Source organism: Streptomyces sp. NPDC058371 (assembly GCF_042723265.1).
GTDB lineage: Bacteria > Actinomycetota > Actinomycetes > Streptomycetales > Streptomycetaceae > Streptomyces.
Genome location: NZ_JBHXJC010000001.1, coordinates 372,516 through 388,662 on the forward strand (window position 1 = coordinate 372,516; position 16,147 = coordinate 388,662).

Sequence of the window (16,147 nt, forward strand, 5' to 3'; positions counted from 1 at the left end):
CACGTCCAGGCAGTCGTCAGACCGTTGTCGCGTCGGGCGCAGCCACCAGTTGCCGCCGCAGCTCCCGCTCCTGTGCGCGCCGCGCGGTGACGTCCCGGATGACCGCTCCGACATGGCCGGGGCCGCCGTCCGGATCGGCCAGCAGCACCACGCTGAACTCGATGGACAGCTTCGAACCGTCCGCGGTCACGGCAGGGACGTTCAGGAGGTCGTTCTCCCCGTACTTGGTGGCTCCTTCGGCCATGGCCGTGTGAAAGCCGTCCCAGTGGGCCTTCTTGTGCCGCTCGGGAATGATGACGTCCAGACTGCGGCCGGCGACGTCGTCCGCCGAGAACCCGAAGATCCGCTCGGCCCCCCGGTTCCAGTACCGGATCAGGCCTTCATGGTCGATGATCACTACGCCGTCGGGCGCCTGGGCGGCCATTCCCAGGACCACTTCGGGGTTCAAATCTGCCATGTCTCCTCCGAGCAGGGGCTACGCGCGGGTGTACTCGTATACAGAATACAGTTTTCGCGTCAGCGGCAAAGGGATCCCGTCAGGTCGGTAACTGTGTGGCTGTATGTCCAGGTTGGGTCGCGCATCTCACTGGAAACGCACAGAAAACAACGCATGCAAAGGGGTTGACCCAAGAACGAACACGCGGAGAAGGTAACGCTGGCCCCGCACTGCTCGTACCACCTCCGGAGTCCCCCTGTGAAACACCGAAGATTCCGCCGTCGCCTGGGCGCCGTCGCCGCCGCGACGGCGCTGCTCATGGGTGCAGGCACCGCTGCCGAAGCCGCCTCGACAACGTTGTCGGACGCGGCGAAGGCCGCGCCCCTGGTCAGCGACCCCGCCGACTACGTCGACCCGTTCATCGGGACGGGACTGAGCGGCAGTTCGTTCGGCGAGATCAACAACTTCCCCGGCCCCGCAGCGCCGTTCGGGATGATGCAGTTCTCGCCCGACACCCAGAACAGCTACGCCGGGTACCAGTACCACAACGACCGGATCCGCGGCTTCAGCCTCGACCACGCCTCCGTCGGCTGCAGCGCCTTCGGCGACGTGCCGATCCTGCCCGTGGTCGGCGACATCGGCTCCGCGCCCTGGGACCGCACCGAGAAGTACAGCCACGACAGCGAGCAGGCGGAGCCCGGCTCCTACGCGGTGACCCTCGCGGACTCCGGCGTACGCGCCGAGCTGACCGCGACCACCCGCACCGGCCTCGCCGCCTTCACCTTCCCGGCCACGGACGCGGCCCAGGTACTGGTCAAGGGCGGCGCGAGCCTGGGCGGCAACGACGCGGCCGACATGAAGATCGTCGCCGACAACCAGGTGACCGGATCCGCCACCACGGGTCACTTCTGCGGGAAGTCCAACACGTACACGGTGCACTACGCGATCACCTTCGACCGCCCGTTCACCGCGCACGGCACCTGGGACGGGTCCAAGGTGCAGCCGGGCGGCGACGCGGTGGACGCGAAGCGCGCCGGGACCTATCTGACGTTCGACACCAGTGGCGAAAAGGACCGCACCGTCCGGGCCAAGGTCTCCATGAGCTACGTCAGCGTGGCGGGTGCGCAGGCCAACATGGCCGCGGAGATCCCCGGCTGGGACCTGGGCGCGGTCGCGAAGAGCACCCGCGACCAGTGGACCAGGACCCTGCGCAAGGTCCGGGTGGCCGGACGCGACGAGGGCGAGCTCAAGACCTTCTACACCTCGCTCTACCACTCGCTGATGCACCCGAACACCTTCAACGACGTCGACGGCCGCTACATCGGCTTCGACGACAAGATCCGTACGCTGCCCAAGGGCCGTACGCAGTACGCGAACTTCTCCGACTGGGACACCTACCGCTCGCTGGCGCCGCTGCAGGCCATGCTCTTCCCCAAGGAGGCGAGCGACATGGCGCAGTCGCTCGTCAACGACGCGCAGCAGAACGGCTGGTGGCCGCGCTGGCCCATGGCCAACCAGTCCACCAGCCAGATGACCGGCGACAACTCGGTACCGCTGGTCGCCGCGCTCTACGCGTACGGCGCACGGGACTTCGACGTGAAGACGGCGCTCAAGTACCTGGTGAAGGGCGCTACTTCGGTGGACGACACGCCCGGCGCGTACAAGGAGCGCCCCGGCGTGGAGAGTTACGTCGAGCGCGGCTATCTGCCGAACAACGACTCCGCGCGTGGTGACCACCAGCTGGTCGGCGCCTCCATCACGCTGGAGTGGTCGATCGACGACTTCGCCATCGCGCAGCTCGCGAAGGCCACGGGCGACAAGCGCACCGCCGCCACGTTCACCAAGCGCTCCCAGAACTGGCAGAACCTCTTCAACCCGACGACCGGCTACGTCCAGCCGCGCAGCGAGGACGGGCTCTTCCCCGACGGCCCCGCCTTCCAGGCCCCGTCCTCCGGCGAGATCGGGCAGAGCGGCTTCGACGAGGGCAACGCCGCCCAGTACAACTGGCTCGTACCGCAGAACATGGCCGGCCTGACCACCGCCATGGGCGGCTCCGACGTGGCCTCGAAGCGGCTCGACACCTTCCTCACGCAGCTCAACGCGGGCCCCAACGCGCCCTACATGTGGGCGGGCAACGAGCCCGACTTCGCGGTGCCGTGGGCCTACAACTACCTCGGCGAGCCCTGGAAGACGCAGGAGACCGTCCGCAAGGTCGCCACCACGATGTTCGGTCCCACGCCCGACGGCGAACCCGGCAACGACGACCTGGGCGCGCAGTCCGCCTGGTACGTCTGGGCCGCCCTCGGCGTGTATCCCGCGACCCCGGGCACGGCCGACCTCACCGCGCACAGCCCGCTGTTCGAGCGCGCCGTGCTCGACCTGCCCGGCTCGCACACCCTCGACCTGCGCGCGCCCGGAGCCTCGGCGGACACCAAGTACGTCCACGGTCTGAAGCTCGACGGCGCCAAGTGGGAGCGCACCTATCTGCCGCAGAGCGCCGTACGCAAGGGAGGCAGGCTGGACTTCACCCTGAGCGCCACCCCGGACAAGACCTGGGCGACCGGCGCGAAGGCGGCGCCGCCGTCGTACCAGGAGGGTGAGCACGCGTTCCTCGCGAACGTCTCGCCCAGCCAGGCCACCGTGGACCGCGGCAAGTCGGCGACGCTCACCGTCGACGCGCAGCGGCTCGGCGGCAAGGACCGGACGCTCAAGGTCACCGCTCAGGCGCCGGACGGTCTGACGCTCGACGCCGGACGGAAGACCCTGACGATCGACAAGCGCAGCGGATCCGGCAGCGTCGAGTTCACCGCCACCGCGGGGTCCGGCACGGCCGACGGCTTCTACCGCGTCCCGGTCACCGTCCAGGGCAGGACCGGCCCGGCCGTCAAGCAGACGGTCTACGTCCAGGTCGCCGCCGAGGGAAGCTTCGGGGCCGCGTACAACGCCACGGGCATCTCCAGTGACACGGACACCGCACAGGGTGACTTCGACCGCTCCGGCGGCAGTTACTCCCGTCAGGCACTGGCCGCCGCCGGGCTGACCCCGGGCGCGAAGGTGGAGGCCTCGGGCACCGCCTTCACCTGGCCGGCCTCCCCGGCCGGCCGTCCCGACCACCTCTACGCGGCGGGTCAGACCATCGACCTCACCACGCAGTCGGACGACGTGCGGAAGCTGACGTTCGTCGGCGCCGCGATCTACGGGGACGTGCGGACGACGGCCACGGTGACGTTCGACGACGGCAGTACGGCGAAGACCGACCTGTCGTTCGGCGACTGGGTGCTGCCGGGCGGCTCCGGGACACCCGTCTTCGACAACTCCGTGGTGGCCAAGACGGAGTACCGCAATCCCGGCCACGGCGGTCCGGCGTACATCTACGCCACCAAGCCGTTCGAGGCGCCCGACGGCAGGACCGTCAAGTCCGTCACGCTGCCGGAGAACGTGAACATGCACCTGTTCGGCATCGGCGTCGGCTGACCCGGCCGGCCGGCACCGGGTGAGGGGGCCCGCACGGGGTGACACCCGTGCGGGCCCCCTCACTGCTGCCGCACCCGCCCGGCGGAAACCCGGTTGATCAACCGGAGGACCCCTGCGAGGCTCTGGTGCATGTCTGCCTACTCCCCCTACTCCGCGCCCGACGGAATCGCACTCGCCTACCACGTGAAGGGGGACGGGCGGCCGGTGGTCTGCCTGCCCGGCGGACCCATGCAGGCCTCCGTGTACCTCGGCGACCTCGGCGGTCTGTCCGCGCACCGGCAGCTGGTCATGCCGGATCTGCGGGGCACCGGTCACTCCGCGGTGCCGGCGGACGTGACGTCGTACCGCTGCGACCGGCTCGTCGACGACGTGGAGGCCCTGCGGAAGCAGCTCGGCCTGGAGACGATGGACCTGCTCGCGCACTCCGGCGGCACCAATCTGGCGCTGCTGTACGCGGCCCGCCACCCGGACCGCGTCGCCGGACTCGCCCTCATCACCCCGAGCGTGATGGCCGTCGGGGTCACCGTCACGCCGGACCAGCGGCGCGCGGCCGCACTGCTCCGCCGGGACGAGCCGTGGTTCCCCGAGGCCTTCGAGGCACTTGAGGCGATCATGGCGGGCAACGCGACGGGCGACCGGATGCAGGCCATCGCGCCCTTCTGGTACGGCCGTTGGGACGAAGCGGCTCGGAACCATCGGGCCGCCGAGACCGAGCAGCGCAACGGCGAGGCCGCGGCCGTCTACGGCGCCGAGGGCGCCTTCGACCCGGGTGCCACCCGGGCGGCGCTCGCCCGGTTCGCCGCGCCGGTGCTCGTGCTCGCCGGAGAGGCCGATCTGAACTCGCCGCCGGACGCGATGGCCGAGCTGGCCGGGCTGTTCCCGAACGCCCGGCTCGTCGTCCAGCCCGGAGCGGGGCACTTCCCGTGGCTCGACGACGCCGACGCGTTCGTGGCGACCACGGCGGCGTTCCTGGACTGATCGGCGGCGGGCCGTGACGCGGGCCCCGTCGAGCGCGAGGGGTGGTGTGCGTCAGCGGGCGGCGCCGGCCCCGTCGAGCGCGACGGGTGGTGCGCGCCAGCCCGCGCGGCGGCGCGGACCCCGTCGAGCGCGACGCGCGGTCTGCCTCAGCCCGTGGCGCGGACCCCGTCGAGCGCGACCGCCAGGACACGGTCCCGCTGGGCGTCGTCGAGGAAGTTCGTCGAGGTGATCCCGGCGACCATGCGCAGCAGATCGTCGAAGTCCATGTCCTTGCGCACCTGCCCGGCCCGCTGAGCGCGGTCGAACAGCGGGCCGCCCGCGTGGTACATCGAGTCCCGGCAGGCGACGAGGATCTCCGACTCGTTGCTGAGCGCCTCTCGCACGGCCCGCTTGGTGACGACATAGTCCACGAAGCGGCGCAGCCACGAGGAAAGCGCCTCCCACGGCTCCAGCTCCGCGACGTCCTCCGCCACCCGGCACAGGGTGTTCACCTCGTCCGCGTAGACGCTCTCGAAGAGCTGACGGCGGGTGGGGAAGTTCCGGTAGAGCGTGCCGATTCCCACGCCCGCGCGACGGGCGATGTCCTCCAGGGACGCCTCCGCGCCGTGCTCCGCGAAGGCCTCGCGGGCGGCGGCCAGCAGGGCGTCGTAGTTGCGCGCGGCGTCCTTCCGGTGCGGACGCTGGGCCGCGACGATCTCGCGGACGGGATACGGCTGGGCCGTCACGGGGGCCTCCTGGCCGGGACGAGGTTGAAGCGGAGGGGTGCCTCCGGTAGAGTGGAGGCGTACCTCCACTTTAGCAGTCGAGGTGCGTTCCCCCTCGAACCGCGCTGCCCGCATGCCTTCCTCAGTGCTGCCCGCAGCCGCTCCAGTCCGTACGACCGTGGCCCGTCGACCTCGGCCGCATCCTGTTCGGAGAGGCTCTTTTGATGCCCCGGAAGTCCACTCGCCTCACCTTCGCGGTCCTCGCGACCGGTGCCGGTGTGTTCTCCATGCTCCAGTCGCTGATCGCGCCGGCGCTGCCGACCGTTCAGCACGCCCTGCACACCTCGCAGTCCACCGCGACCTGGGTGATGACGGCGTATCTGCTGTCCGCCTCGGTCTTCACGCCGATCCTCGGCCGGGTCGGCGACCTGATCGGCAAGAAACGCACCCTCGTCGCCGTACTCGTCACCGTGGCCGTGGGCTGTCTGCTGGCCGCCCTCGCGCCGACCATCGGTGTACTGATCGTCGCCCGGGTCGTCCAGGGCATAGGCGGTGCGCTGTTCCCGCTGTCCTTCGGCATCATCCGCGACGAGTTCGCCCCGGCCGAGGTCAGCCCCGCCATCAGCAATCTGTCCGCCGTGATCGCCGCGGGAGGTGGCGTCGGCATGGTGGCGGCCGGACCCATCGTGACGGCGCTCGACTACCGCTGGCTGTTCTGGCTCCCCGTCGGTGTCGTCGCCGTCACCACGCTGATCGCCCTCCGCTTCGTCCCCGAGTCCCCGCGCCGCGCCGAGGGGCGCGTCAACTGGCTCGGAGCCGTCCTGCTGTCCGGCTGGCTCGTGGCCCTGCTGCTGCCGCTCAGCCAGGCGACCCGCTGGGGCTGGGGATCGGCCCGGGTGATCGGACTGTTCGCCGCCGCCGTCGTGCTCTTCGCGCTGTGGCTGTTCGCCGAGGCGCGCTCGCGTTCCCCGCTCATCGATCTGCGCATCATGCGGCTGCCCGCGGTGTGGACCACCAACACCGCCGCGCTGCTGTTCGGCGCCGGCATGTACGCGATCTGGTCCTTCCTGCCGGGCTTCGTGCAGACCCCGAGTTCCGCGGGATACGGCTTCGGCGCGAGCGTCACCGCGGCCGGGCTGCTCATGCTTCCGATGCTGATCGCGATGTTCTGCTCGGGCGTGCTCAGCGGCCGCCTCGAACCCGTACTGGGTGCCAAGAAGCTGCTCACGGCCGGCGCCTCGCTCGGCGCGGTGGCCTGCGGATTCCTCGCCGCCTGGCACGACCAGCAGTGGCAGGTGGCGTTCGCCGCGGGCGTCTTCGGCCTCGGCATCGGCCTGGCCTTCGCCTCGATGGCCAACCTGATCGTGGGCAGTGTCCCGGCCGAGCAGACCGGCGCCGCCACCGGCATGAACGCCAACATCAGGACCATCGGCGGCTCCATCGGCGCGGCCGTGACCAGCCTCCTGGTGACCAGTCGGCTGCAGCCCTCGGGACTGCCCTACGCCGCCGGCTACACCCACGGGTTCACCCTGCTCGCGCTGCTCTGCCTGGCCGCCGCACTGGCCGCGCTGCTCGTCCCGGCCCAGCGCGCCCGCCGCGTCTCCGGCACCCCCCGCGCGTTCGGCGACTCGTCCCGCCCGCGACCCGAGGCCGTCCCGTCCGGCACCCGGGACTGACCTGCCCGCGGTGGCTCAGCCGGCCGCCCCGCTGGGTGCGGCCTCCCCGGCCGGCGCGTGCGCGTGCAGACGATAGACGCTGAACGCGCGCCGGATGACCGGCTGGGCCACGTTGCGGACCCGGACGCCACCGCTCGTCATCCCGTGCTCGGTGCCCGCGTGCGCGTGCCCGTGGACGGCGAGGTCGGCGCCGGCCGTGTCGATGGCCTCCGCGAGCAGGTAGCTCCCGAGGAACGGGTAGATCTCCGGCGGCTCACCCGCGAGCGTGTCCGGTACGGGGGAGAAGTGCGTCAGGGCGATCCGCACCTCGCAGTCCTGCCCGGCCAGGCTCTCCAGCGAGGTGCGCAGCCCCTCCGCGCACCGGCGGGAGTACCGGACGAATTCCTTCATCAGCGGTTCGCCGAACTCCCCGGCGCTCCTGCCGACGAACCCGCCGCCGAACCCCTTGGTCCCGGCGACCCCGACGCGTGTCCCGCCGGCCTCCAGTACGGTCGCCTCACCCTCCAGCACCCGTACGCCCGCGGAGCGGAGGATGGCGGTGACCTCCTCCGGCCGTTCGTCGTGGTGGTCGTGATTGCCTAGTACGGCGACGACCGGGACGCCGAGGCCGCCGACCTCGTCGGCCACCACCCGCGCCTCCTCGGGGGTGCCGTGGCGGGTGAGATCCCCCGCGAGGAGCAGCAGGTCGGCGCACTCGGGGAGGGTGTCGAAGGCCGGCCTGAGCAGGCCACGACTGTCGGGCCCCATGTGGATGTCCCCGACGGCTGCGACCCGGATCATGCGAGTTCCTCCGTGTGGTCGGGGGCGGTGGCATCCGCCACGACGAGGTCGCAGTGGACCGGGAGCCCCGCCAGTTCCTCGTGCGTGATCCGCAGGACCTCGTCCCGGCAGTGTGCGGAGGGCACGGTGCCCGTCAGCGCCACCGCGCCCGCGCGCACGTCGATCCGTACGCCCAGTTCTCCCAGGTCGTCGGCGGCCAGCCGGTCGCGCAGATGGGCGACGCGGTACTCGGCGTTCTGCCCCGGGACGTCCGCGGTGGCGCGTCCGGGCTCCTCGGTGGGTTCGCTCATCGTCGTTCCTTGAGGGGTGCGATCACTTCCATGCGCTCCAGCAAGTACAGGAAGGCGTCCGGCATCGGCGCGTCCCCGCAGGTCGAGCGCACCTGCTCCCAGTCGACCTTCTCGCGCAGCGCGCGGGCGATGGGCAGGACCGCGCCGAAGTCGCAGTGGTGCTCGGAGAACGCGGAGAGCAGGCTCCGCATCAGGTCCGTCGGTGCCAGCACCGGCATCCGCACCGAGTCGACCGAGAGAGTCCCGGCCCGCTCCAGCAGCTCCGAGGTGACCGGCTGGTGCGCCAGCTCGAAGATCAGGTCGATGTCCTGTCCGAGGCACTTGGCCTTCAGCAGCCAGTCCTCCGGCGGGGTGCCGACCGCCAGGCCCGCCTCACGCAGGGTGTCCGCCACCCGGTCCGCGTCCTCGGGCCTGATGCAGAAGTCGGCGTCGTGCTGCAGATTGCCCGTACCACCATGCGCGTAGACAGCCACGCTGCCGGCGAGGGCGAAGGGGTAGGCGTTTCTCTTCAGAATCGCGCCCACCTGTTTCGCGGCCTCCAGAATCGCCTGGTTGTGGTCGAGGGGCAGCGCCGACTCCTGCCGGTCGAAGCCGCCGGCCTGCTGAGGCCGTACGGCCGCCAGATGCGGCTCGGGCGAGATCTGCCGCCGTTCGCGAGCACCGTCGTCCGCGTTCTGCGTCATCGCTGCTCCGTCTCCGGTCCGGGCGTCCGATGCGATCGGTTGCGTCCCCATTCCGGTACCCGGCCCGCCGGTTTCGACACGGCGAAGTGGGGCCGCGGGACCGGTGGGCCGCCCACGGGAACGGCATCCTGCCGCAGCAGCCGGCCGTCCGCGACAAGGTCAAGAACTTCCTCGCGCGGCGCCGCTGATCTCGACCGGGCGTTCCTGCCTGGCCTCGGGGGCCGTCGCCGACGGCCAGGCCGGCTGCCCGCCCCGGGCACCCGCGCGCCACAGCCGGGCGATGTCCCGCCCGAAGGACCAGCTCAGCAGCCCCAGCGCCAGCAGGACGAGCGCGAAGTTCACGGCGTGGGGGAGGACCCCGGCGGCGGCCACCAGCAGCACGATCCCCTGCAACGCGGCCACCGTCTTGCGCGCCATGCTCGGCGCCAGCGGGCCGTTCAGCCAGGGCAGGGCCCGGGCCGCCGCCACGAACGCGTACCGCATGGTGCCGATCAGCAGCACCCAGGGTCCGAGCGTCATGGCGACGTACACGCTCAGCACCAGGATCAGGAACGCGTCGACCTCCATGTCGAACCGGGCGCCCAGCGCGGACGACGTGCCCGTACGGCGGGCGACCTTGCCGTCCACCCCGTCGAGGATCAGGGCCACCGCCGTCAGCCCCACGAAGAGCGTCACCGGCGGGGAGCTCTCGAAGGAGTCGGCGACCAGCGCGGTGACACCGCCGACCAGGATCGCGCGGCCGAGCGTGACCCGGTTGGCCACCCCGAAGGAGAGGGGCTGCGAGCGGCGCAGGGCCCGGTTGAGGACGGCCCAGGTGGCGATCCCGAAGGCCAGGCCCGTCAGCCAGCCGGCGGGTCCCATCCCGATCGCCGTGCCCAGGAGCGCGAGGAGCAGCAGCTGTGCGCCGGCCCCCACCGCCGTCTCGTGCTGCGCGAGCCTTGCGTCGTACGTGTGGTTCAGGGCCACCGTTCACCCTCCGGCCGAGTGACAGATTCGATCAACGCCGCGTACCTTGTGCGCGACTTCTCATAGCTGCGTACGTGGGGAGTCGGCCGATCGTTCAGGAGGACGCACATGGAACCCACAGCTCGTGCCTTCTGGCTCAGGTCGCCCGGGCACGGAGAGATCCGCGAACACCCCGTGCCGAAGCCCGCCGAGGGAGAGGTCCTGGTGCGCGCGCTCTGCTCCGGAGTGAGCCGCGGCACGGAGACTCTCGTCTTTCGCGGCGGTGTACCGGAGAACCAGTACACCGCGATGCGGGCCCCGTTCCAGGAAGGCGACTTCCCCGGCCCGGTCAAGTACGGCTATCTCAGCGTCGGACAGGTCGAGGAAGGCCCCTCGTCGCTCCTCGGGCGGACCGTGTTCTGTCTCTACCCGCATCAGACCCGGTACGTCGTCCCGGTCGACGCGGTGACCGTCGTACCGGACGGAGTTCCGGCGGCGCGCGCCATCCTCGCCGGGACCGTCGAGACCGCGGTGAACGCCCTCTGGGACGCCGCGCCCCTGGTCGGCGACCGGATCGCCGTGATCGGCGGCGGCATGGTCGGCTCGTCCGTCGCCGCGCTGCTCGCCCGCTTCCCGGGGGTTCGCGTCCAGCTCGTCGACGCCGACCCCGCCCGCGCCGGCATCGCCCGGGCGATCGGCGCCGACTTCGCGCTGCCCGAGGAGGCGAAGGGCGACTGTGATCTCGTCGTGCACGCCAGTGCCACCGACGCCGGCCTGGCGCGGGCGCTGGAACTGCTTCGCCCGGAGGGGACCGTCCTCGAACTGAGCTGGTACGGCGACCGGCGCGTGAGCCTGCCCCTGGGGGAGGCCTTCCACTCACGGCGACTGGTCCTGCGCAGCAGCCAGGTCGGTTCGGTCTCTCCGGCCCGGCGCGCCTCCCGGACGTACGCCGACCGGCTCGCGCTCGCTCTGGAACTGCTCGCCGATCCCGCCTTCGACGCCCTGGTCACCGGAGAGTGCGCCTTCGAGGAGCTGCCCGACGTGTTGCCCCGGCTCGCCTCCGGCGAGATTCCGGGCCTGTGCCACCGAGTCCTGTACACCGCCGGCTGATCTCCATGACAGCTGCCCGGTCTCCCGAACCACCAGGCAGGATGCCCGGAAGAAGCTCCGGGCGGCCTCCGAAAGAAGGAGAACGAGCAGCTGAACAACCCGTACCGGGCGGCCGTACTACACGGCATGTTCCCGGCAGGGGATCAGACGCACCGCACCTGGAGGGTCGTCCGTTGTTCAGTATCACCGTCCGCGATCACCTCATGATCGCCCACAGCTTCCGCGGCGAGGTCTTCGGACCCGCGCAGCGCCTGCATGGTGCGACGTTCCTCGTGGACGCCACCTTCCGCCGCGCCGAGCTGGACGACGACAACATCGTCGTCGACATCGGACTGGCCACCCAGGAGCTCGGCGCCGTGGTGAGCGAGCTGAACTACCGCAATCTCGACAACGAGCCGGACTTCGCCGACACCAACACCTCGACGGAGTTCCTGGCCAAGGTGGTCGCCGACCGCCTCGCCGGCCGGGTGCACGCGGGAGCACTGGGCGAGGGCGCCCGCGGCCTGACCGGCATCACCGTCACGCTCCACGAGTCGCACATCGCCTGGGCGAGTTACGAGCGTGCCCTGTGACCGACGTGACCATGGAACAGGCCTTTCCGGGCCGGGCGCGCAACGACCAGAAGGCCCTGAACTACGTGCCCGTGCAGCACGCGGCTCTCAAGAACGCCGAGATCATCCCCATGTCCCTGAGCTCCGTGCACTTCGTCATGCCCGGCGGTGTCGACGACCCGGCCGCGCCGAGCGGCGGCAACGCCTACGACCGCCGGGTCTGCCTCGATCTGCCCGGCTTCGGCTGGCAGGTCCGCCGGCACGTCGTCGCGGGCGGCTGGCCCCGGCCGGAGGCGGCGGCCCGCGCCGAACTCGCCCGCACCCTCGGCGAGTTGCCGGACGGCACCGTGGTCCTGCTCGACGGCATCGTCGCCTGCGGGGTTCCGGAGATCATCGTCCCGGAGGCCCAACGGCTGCGGCTGGCCGTCCTGGTGCATCTGCCGCTCGGAGACGAGACGGGCCTCGACCCGGCCGTGGCGGCCGACCTGGACGCCCGCGAGCGTACGACGCTGCGGGCCGTGCCGGCCGTCGTGGCGACCAGCGAATGGGCGGTCCGCCGGCTCGTGGCCCACCACGGGCTGGCCCCCGAGCGGGTCCATGTAGCCGTCCCCGGCGCCGACATTGCGCCGCTCGCGCCCGGCACCGACGGCGTCTCGCGGCTCCTGTGCGTGGCCGCGGTGACCCCCCGCAAGGGGCAGCACCGGCTGGTGGAGGCCCTCGCGACCGTCACCGACCTGCCCTGGAGCTGCGTCTTCGTCGGCGGACTGGAGCAGGAACCGGAGTACGTCGCAGGCCTCCGGAAGCTGATCGACGGCTTCGGTCTCGGCGACCGGCTGCACCTCGCGGGTCCGCAGGCCGGCGGCGAACTCGACGCGAGCTATGCCGCGGCCGACCTCATGGTCCTCACCTCGTACGCCGAGACGTACGGCATGGCGGTGACCGAAGCGCTCGCCCGGGGCATCCCGGTCCTGGCCACGGACGTCGGCGGGCTCCCCGAAGCGGTGGGCCGCGCGCCCGACGGCGGGGTGCCCGGGATCCTCGTACCGCCGGAGAACCCGGCCGCTCTCGCCGCGGAGTTGCGCGGCTGGTTCGGCGAGGCCGATGTGCGCCGCCGGCTGAAGGCCGCCGCGCGTGCCCGCCGGGCCGCACTGGGAGGCTGGGCGGCGACCGCGCGCAGCCTGGCGGGTGTACTCGGACGGCTTCGGCAAGAACCCCGGAAGGCGGCATGAACGTGACGACGACTTCTTCTGAGGTGCCGGGTCGCGTACCCGGAGCGCAGACGCCGGCAGAGGCCGGGGGCCTGACTCCCGGTCCGGGTGCCGACGGCCGGGTGGCCGCGCGCGCCGGTTCACCGTCCGGGCACGACGAGGCTTCCGTCGAGGTGCCCCGCTTCGCCCCGCGGTGGCTCGAACTGCGCGAGGGCGCGGACGCCGACGCCCGGGCCCACGACCTGCTCGACCCGCTGCGGATCCGGCTCGCGAACCTGCCGGGACGGCACCGGGGCCTGATCATCCACGATCTCGGGTGCGGGACCGGCTCCATGGGCCGCTGGCTCGCCCCCCACCTCGACGGCCCCCAGCACTGGGTCCTGCACGACCGCGACCCCTATCTCCTGCACTTCGCCACCGTGGGTGCGCCCCGCGCGGCCGCCGACGGCAGCCGGGTCACCGTCACCACGCAGCGCGGGGACATCGGCCGGCTGACCGGCGACGTACTGACCGGCGCCTCGCTGGTGACGGCGTCCGCCCTGCTCGACGTCCTGACCCGCGACGAGCTGGACGTGCTCGCCGCGGCCTGCGTCGGCGCCGGCTGCCCGGCCCTGCTCACCCTGTCGGTCGCCGGACGCGTGGAACTCACCCCGGCCGACCCGCTCGACGCCGAGATCGGCGAGGCCTTCAACGCGCACCAGCGGCGCGGCGAGCTGCTCGGCCCGGACGCGATCACCGCGGCCTGCGAGGCCTTCGCCCAGCAGGGCGCGACCGTGCGGGTGCACCCCAGCCCCTGGCGGCTCGGCGCCGTGCACGCCCCGCTCACGGCGGAGTGGCTGCGGGGCTGGGTCGCGGCGGCCGTCGAGCAGCGGCCCGATCTGGCGGCGGCCGCCGAGGCGTATCTGCGCCGCCGGCTGGACCAGTGCGAGGCGGGCGAGCTGCGCGCGGTCGTCCACCACAGCGACATCCTGGCGCTGCCCGGTCCGACGGGCAGGCGGTCATGAACGCGCCGGCCGCGCAGGCGGTGTCCGTGACCTCGCTGACGCGGGGCGCCGAGGCGGTGTCCGTGCCGTCCTTGGTCCCGCGGACGCGCGGCGGCGGAGAGCCGCCGGAGTCCCGGGGCCCGGGCCCCCGGCTCGGCGGACGTGGCATCCGGTCGCGTATCGGCTCCCGTGCCGTCCGCACCCACATCGGGACCGTCGCCGGAGTCGTCATCCTGGCCGTGCTGCTGTGGCGGCTCGGCACCGGAGTCTTCGTCGACGGGCTGCGGCGCATCGACGGCCCGACCCTGCTGGCCGGCCTCGGACTCGGCCTGCTCACCACCGTGTTCAGCGCCTGGCGCTGGTCCCTGGTGTCCCGCGGGCTGGGCATCCGGCTGCCGCTCGGCGCGGCCGTCGCCGACTACTACCGTGCCCTGTTCCTGAACGCGGCTCTGCCCGGCGGCGTCCTCGGCGACGTGCACCGCGCGGTCCGCCACGGGCAGAGCGCCGGCGACCTCGGCCGCGGTGTCCGCGCGGTGGTCCTCGAACGGACCGCGGGCCAGGCGGTACTCGTCGCCGTCGGCGCCGTGGTGCTGCTCACCCAGCCCTCGCCGGTCCTGGCGCAGGCGCGCCATCTCACCGAGTTGGGCGCGCTCGCCGTGCTGGGCGCGCTGGCGGTGGTGGCCGCGCTGCGCATGGGCCGCGCACCCGCCGCCCCGTCCGCCCGGCGCCGGGCCGTCCGCGCCGGGCTCGCCGAGGCGCGCCACGCGCTGCTGGCCCGCGGGAACTGGCCGGGCGTGCTGGTCTCCTCGACCATGGTGCTGGCCGGACACCTCGCGATGTTCCTGCTCGCGGCCCGGGTCGCCGGATCCCAGGCGTCGGCGGCCGTGCTGCTGCCCCTGGCCCTGCTCGCGCTGCTCGCCATGGGACTGCCGCTGAACGTCGGCGGCTGGGGACCCCGGGAGGGTGTCACGGTCTGGGCCTTCGGTGCGGCGGGCCTCGGCGCGACCACGGGCCTGACCGTCGCCGTCGTCTACGGCGTCCTCAGCTTCGCGGCGAGCCTGCCGGGTGTGTGCGTGCTCGTCGCCCGCTGGTACGCGGGCGTTCGACGCCCACAGGGGGAGGCGGCCACCGCGGTCGCGCCGGCCGCTGCGACGCGGGATGCCTCCACAGCGGCGGCTGCGACGTCGGATGCCTCCACAGCGGTCGCCGCGGGCCTCGTAGAGCCGGACGATGTGCCCGGTACGGCCGGTACGCCGCGTGCGGCGGTAGCCGGTCCGGGCGAGGCCGGTGCGGCGCGGGTGTCGGCAGCCACGGGGGGCGAGGCCGGCCGCTGTGTCGTCCCCGCCCCGGACGCCGTCGCGCCCGCCCGCGGCCACACCCCTCCCGCCGCCTTCCCGCGCTCACCCCCACCGCGGCCGAAGGCGGCCTCGCGTCACGGCCGGCGACGGGCGCCGGCGTCTCCCGGGAGTTCCGTTTCCGAGGTGAGCAAAGAGATGTACGCGCCGAAGGAGTCGACGAGGCCCGCCAGTAGCGCCTTTCCCTTCTCGGCCGAACCCAGCGAAGGCCGGCCGATGACTCCGGATTCGGTATAGGCCGACATCCCGACAGTGAGGAGATGCCTGCGGTCGTCGGCCAGGAAATCGGTCGTCTCGTATCCGGGGAGCACCACATCGGGATGAGTGTGCAGAAGGACGGAGGTCTCGATTTCCCCCGCATGCATATCGCTGAGCAGGGAGGTCTCCACGCCGGCCAGTTCCCGCGCCGCTTCCCAGTCCTCCAGGGCCGGGAACAGCGCCATACGGGTACCACTGCCGACGGATTCCTGAACGACATTGCCCAGGACGTAATTGCCACCATGTCCGTTGACCAGCACCAGAGTGTCGATTCCGGAACGACGGAGGGATTCGGCGATGTCGCGCACTACCGCGTGCAGGGTCACGGAGGAGATGCTGACGGTCCCCGGCCAGGCCGCGTGCTCGTGGGAGCACGAGATCGTCACAGGAGGGAGGAGGTGGACAGGATGAGCGGCAGCGATCTCGCGGGCGATCGCGCAGGCCACCAACGTGTCGGTGGCCAGCGGAAGGTACGGGCCGTGCTGCTCGTAGCTGCCCACGGGAAGAACGGCGACCTCCCGTCCGACCCGCTCCCGCCGAGCCCGCACCTCTTCCGAAGTGTCCGCCGGAACCAGGGAGTTCCGCGACGGCGGCACCGGGTTCCCGGCCGGACCGGAGGAGTTCTCCACCGCCGGAGAACTCTCCCGCGGTGCCGTCCCGGACTCCGTCTCCTGGATGTCCGACCTGCTCATGTTTTCACGGCCTTTCGTCTCGTA

14 protein-coding genes and 1 pseudogene are annotated in these 16,147 nt (G+C 72.2%); 8 read left to right on the forward strand and 7 right to left on the reverse strand.

The features are described from left to right. Positions 1 to 16: 16 nt before the first annotated feature. A complete protein-coding gene (locus tag ACFWM2_RS01580) occupies positions 17 to 457 on the reverse strand; it encodes a PAS domain-containing protein (protein ID WP_383271833.1) in 441 nt (146 codons plus the stop codon). A 237-nt stretch (positions 458 to 694) separates the two neighbouring features. On the opposite strand from ACFWM2_RS01580, the gene ACFWM2_RS01585 reads away from it, so the two are divergent. Together ACFWM2_RS01585 and ACFWM2_RS01590 are read left to right on the forward strand one after the other, a co-directional pair. Further along, positions 695 to 3,910 carry a GH92 family glycosyl hydrolase gene (locus tag ACFWM2_RS01585; protein ID WP_383271835.1) on the forward strand — a complete coding sequence of 1,072 codons (3,216 nt, stop codon included), beginning with the start codon at positions 695 to 697 and terminating at the stop codon, positions 3,908 to 3,910. A gap of 129 nt (positions 3,911 to 4,039) precedes the next feature. Then, positions 4,040 to 4,888, forward strand: a complete 849-nt coding sequence (locus ACFWM2_RS01590) for an alpha/beta fold hydrolase (protein ID WP_383271837.1) — start codon at positions 4,040 to 4,042, stop codon at positions 4,886 to 4,888. A gap of 146 nt (positions 4,889 to 5,034) precedes the next feature. On the opposite strand, the gene ACFWM2_RS01595 is transcribed toward ACFWM2_RS01590, so the two are convergent. Then, positions 5,035 to 5,613, reverse strand: coding sequence for a TetR/AcrR family transcriptional regulator (locus ACFWM2_RS01595; RefSeq protein WP_383271839.1), 579 nt, complete (start codon positions 5,611 to 5,613; stop codon positions 5,035 to 5,037). Positions 5,614 to 5,816: 203 nt separating this feature from the next. On the opposite strand from ACFWM2_RS01595, the gene ACFWM2_RS01600 reads away from it, so the two are divergent. Next, positions 5,817 to 7,268, forward strand: a complete 1,452-nt coding sequence (locus ACFWM2_RS01600; protein ID WP_383271841.1) for an MFS transporter — start codon at positions 5,817 to 5,819, stop codon at positions 7,266 to 7,268. Between the two features lie 15 nt (positions 7,269 to 7,283). On the opposite strand, the gene ACFWM2_RS01605 is transcribed toward ACFWM2_RS01600, so the two are convergent. The 4 genes from ACFWM2_RS01605 to ACFWM2_RS01620 form a co-directional block, all read right to left on the reverse strand. Beyond that, on the reverse strand, positions 7,284 to 8,048 hold the full coding sequence (locus ACFWM2_RS01605) for a metallophosphoesterase (protein WP_383271843.1): 765 nt from the start codon (positions 8,046 to 8,048) through the stop codon (positions 7,284 to 7,286). Next, positions 8,045 to 8,338, reverse strand: a complete 294-nt coding sequence (locus ACFWM2_RS01610; RefSeq protein WP_383271845.1) for a BON domain-containing protein — start codon at positions 8,336 to 8,338, stop codon at positions 8,045 to 8,047. Before ACFWM2_RS01610 ends, ACFWM2_RS01605 begins: the two co-directional genes overlap by 4 nt. Further along, the gene (locus ACFWM2_RS01615; RefSeq protein ID WP_383271846.1) at positions 8,335 to 9,021 is read right to left on the reverse strand and encodes a hypothetical protein; all 687 of its coding nucleotides are present in this window, start codon (positions 9,019 to 9,021) and stop codon (positions 8,335 to 8,337) included. Before ACFWM2_RS01615 ends, ACFWM2_RS01610 begins: the two co-directional genes overlap by 4 nt. Positions 9,022 to 9,180: 159 nt before the next feature. Continuing rightward, positions 9,181 to 9,987, reverse strand: coding sequence for a CDP-alcohol phosphatidyltransferase family protein (locus ACFWM2_RS01620; protein WP_383271848.1), 807 nt, complete (start codon positions 9,985 to 9,987; stop codon positions 9,181 to 9,183). 108 nt (positions 9,988 to 10,095) lie between these two features. Between ACFWM2_RS01620 and ACFWM2_RS01625 the strand changes: the two genes are divergently transcribed. The 5 genes and pseudogenes from ACFWM2_RS01625 to ACFWM2_RS01645 all read left to right on the forward strand — a co-directional run. Further along, a complete protein-coding gene (locus ACFWM2_RS01625) occupies positions 10,096 to 11,076 on the forward strand; it encodes a zinc-binding alcohol dehydrogenase (protein WP_383271850.1) in 981 nt (326 codons plus the stop codon). A gap of 173 nt (positions 11,077 to 11,249) precedes the next feature. Then, the gene (locus ACFWM2_RS01630; RefSeq protein WP_383271852.1) at positions 11,250 to 11,648 is read left to right on the forward strand and encodes a 6-pyruvoyl tetrahydropterin synthase family protein; all 399 of its coding nucleotides are present in this window, start codon (positions 11,250 to 11,252) and stop codon (positions 11,646 to 11,648) included. Continuing rightward, a complete protein-coding gene (locus ACFWM2_RS01635) occupies positions 11,645 to 12,856 on the forward strand; it encodes a glycosyltransferase family 4 protein (RefSeq protein ID WP_383271854.1) in 1,212 nt (403 codons plus the stop codon). Before ACFWM2_RS01630 ends, ACFWM2_RS01635 begins: the two co-directional genes overlap by 4 nt. Next, positions 12,853 to 13,839 (forward strand): class I SAM-dependent methyltransferase, encoded by a 987-nt coding sequence (locus ACFWM2_RS01640; protein WP_383271856.1) that lies wholly within the window; start codon positions 12,853 to 12,855, stop codon positions 13,837 to 13,839. Before ACFWM2_RS01635 ends, ACFWM2_RS01640 begins: the two co-directional genes overlap by 4 nt. Continuing rightward, a pseudogene (locus ACFWM2_RS01645) lies at positions 13,836 to 14,819 on the forward strand (lysylphosphatidylglycerol synthase transmembrane domain-containing protein); the annotation flags it as partial. The gene ACFWM2_RS01640 and the pseudogene ACFWM2_RS01645, both read left to right, overlap by 4 nt. 431 nt (positions 14,820 to 15,250) lie before the next feature. Here ACFWM2_RS01645 and ACFWM2_RS01650 read toward each other — a convergent pair. Then, entirely contained in the window at positions 15,251 to 16,123 is an 873-nt protein-coding gene (locus ACFWM2_RS01650) for a creatininase family protein (RefSeq protein ID WP_383271858.1), read from the reverse strand. Positions 16,124 to 16,147 lie beyond the last annotated feature (24 nt).

What these genes read in the sequence shown, in the direction of transcription:
- ACFWM2_RS01580 (WP_383271833.1), bottom strand. Translation starts at nt 457, where the DNA reads ATGGCAGATTTGAACCCCGAAGTGGTCCTGGGAATGGCCGCCCAGGCG.
- ACFWM2_RS01590 (WP_383271837.1), top strand. Translation starts at nt 4,040, where the DNA reads ATGTCTGCCTACTCCCCCTACTCCGCGCCCGACGGAATCGCACTCGCC.
- ACFWM2_RS01600 (WP_383271841.1), top strand. Translation starts at nt 5,817, where the DNA reads ATGCCCCGGAAGTCCACTCGCCTCACCTTCGCGGTCCTCGCGACCGGT.
- ACFWM2_RS01605 (WP_383271843.1), bottom strand. Translation starts at nt 8,048, where the DNA reads ATGATCCGGGTCGCAGCCGTCGGGGACATCCACATGGGGCCCGACAGT.
- ACFWM2_RS01610 (WP_383271845.1), bottom strand. Translation starts at nt 8,338, where the DNA reads ATGAGCGAACCCACCGAGGAGCCCGGACGCGCCACCGCGGACGTCCCG.
- ACFWM2_RS01615 (WP_383271846.1), bottom strand. Translation starts at nt 9,021, where the DNA reads ATGACGCAGAACGCGGACGACGGTGCTCGCGAACGGCGGCAGATCTCG.
- ACFWM2_RS01625 (WP_383271850.1), top strand. Translation starts at nt 10,096, where the DNA reads ATGGAACCCACAGCTCGTGCCTTCTGGCTCAGGTCGCCCGGGCACGGA.
- ACFWM2_RS01640 (WP_383271856.1), top strand. Translation starts at nt 12,853, where the DNA reads ATGAACGTGACGACGACTTCTTCTGAGGTGCCGGGTCGCGTACCCGGA.
- ACFWM2_RS01650 (WP_383271858.1), bottom strand. Translation starts at nt 16,123, where the DNA reads ATGAGCAGGTCGGACATCCAGGAGACGGAGTCCGGGACGGCACCGCGG.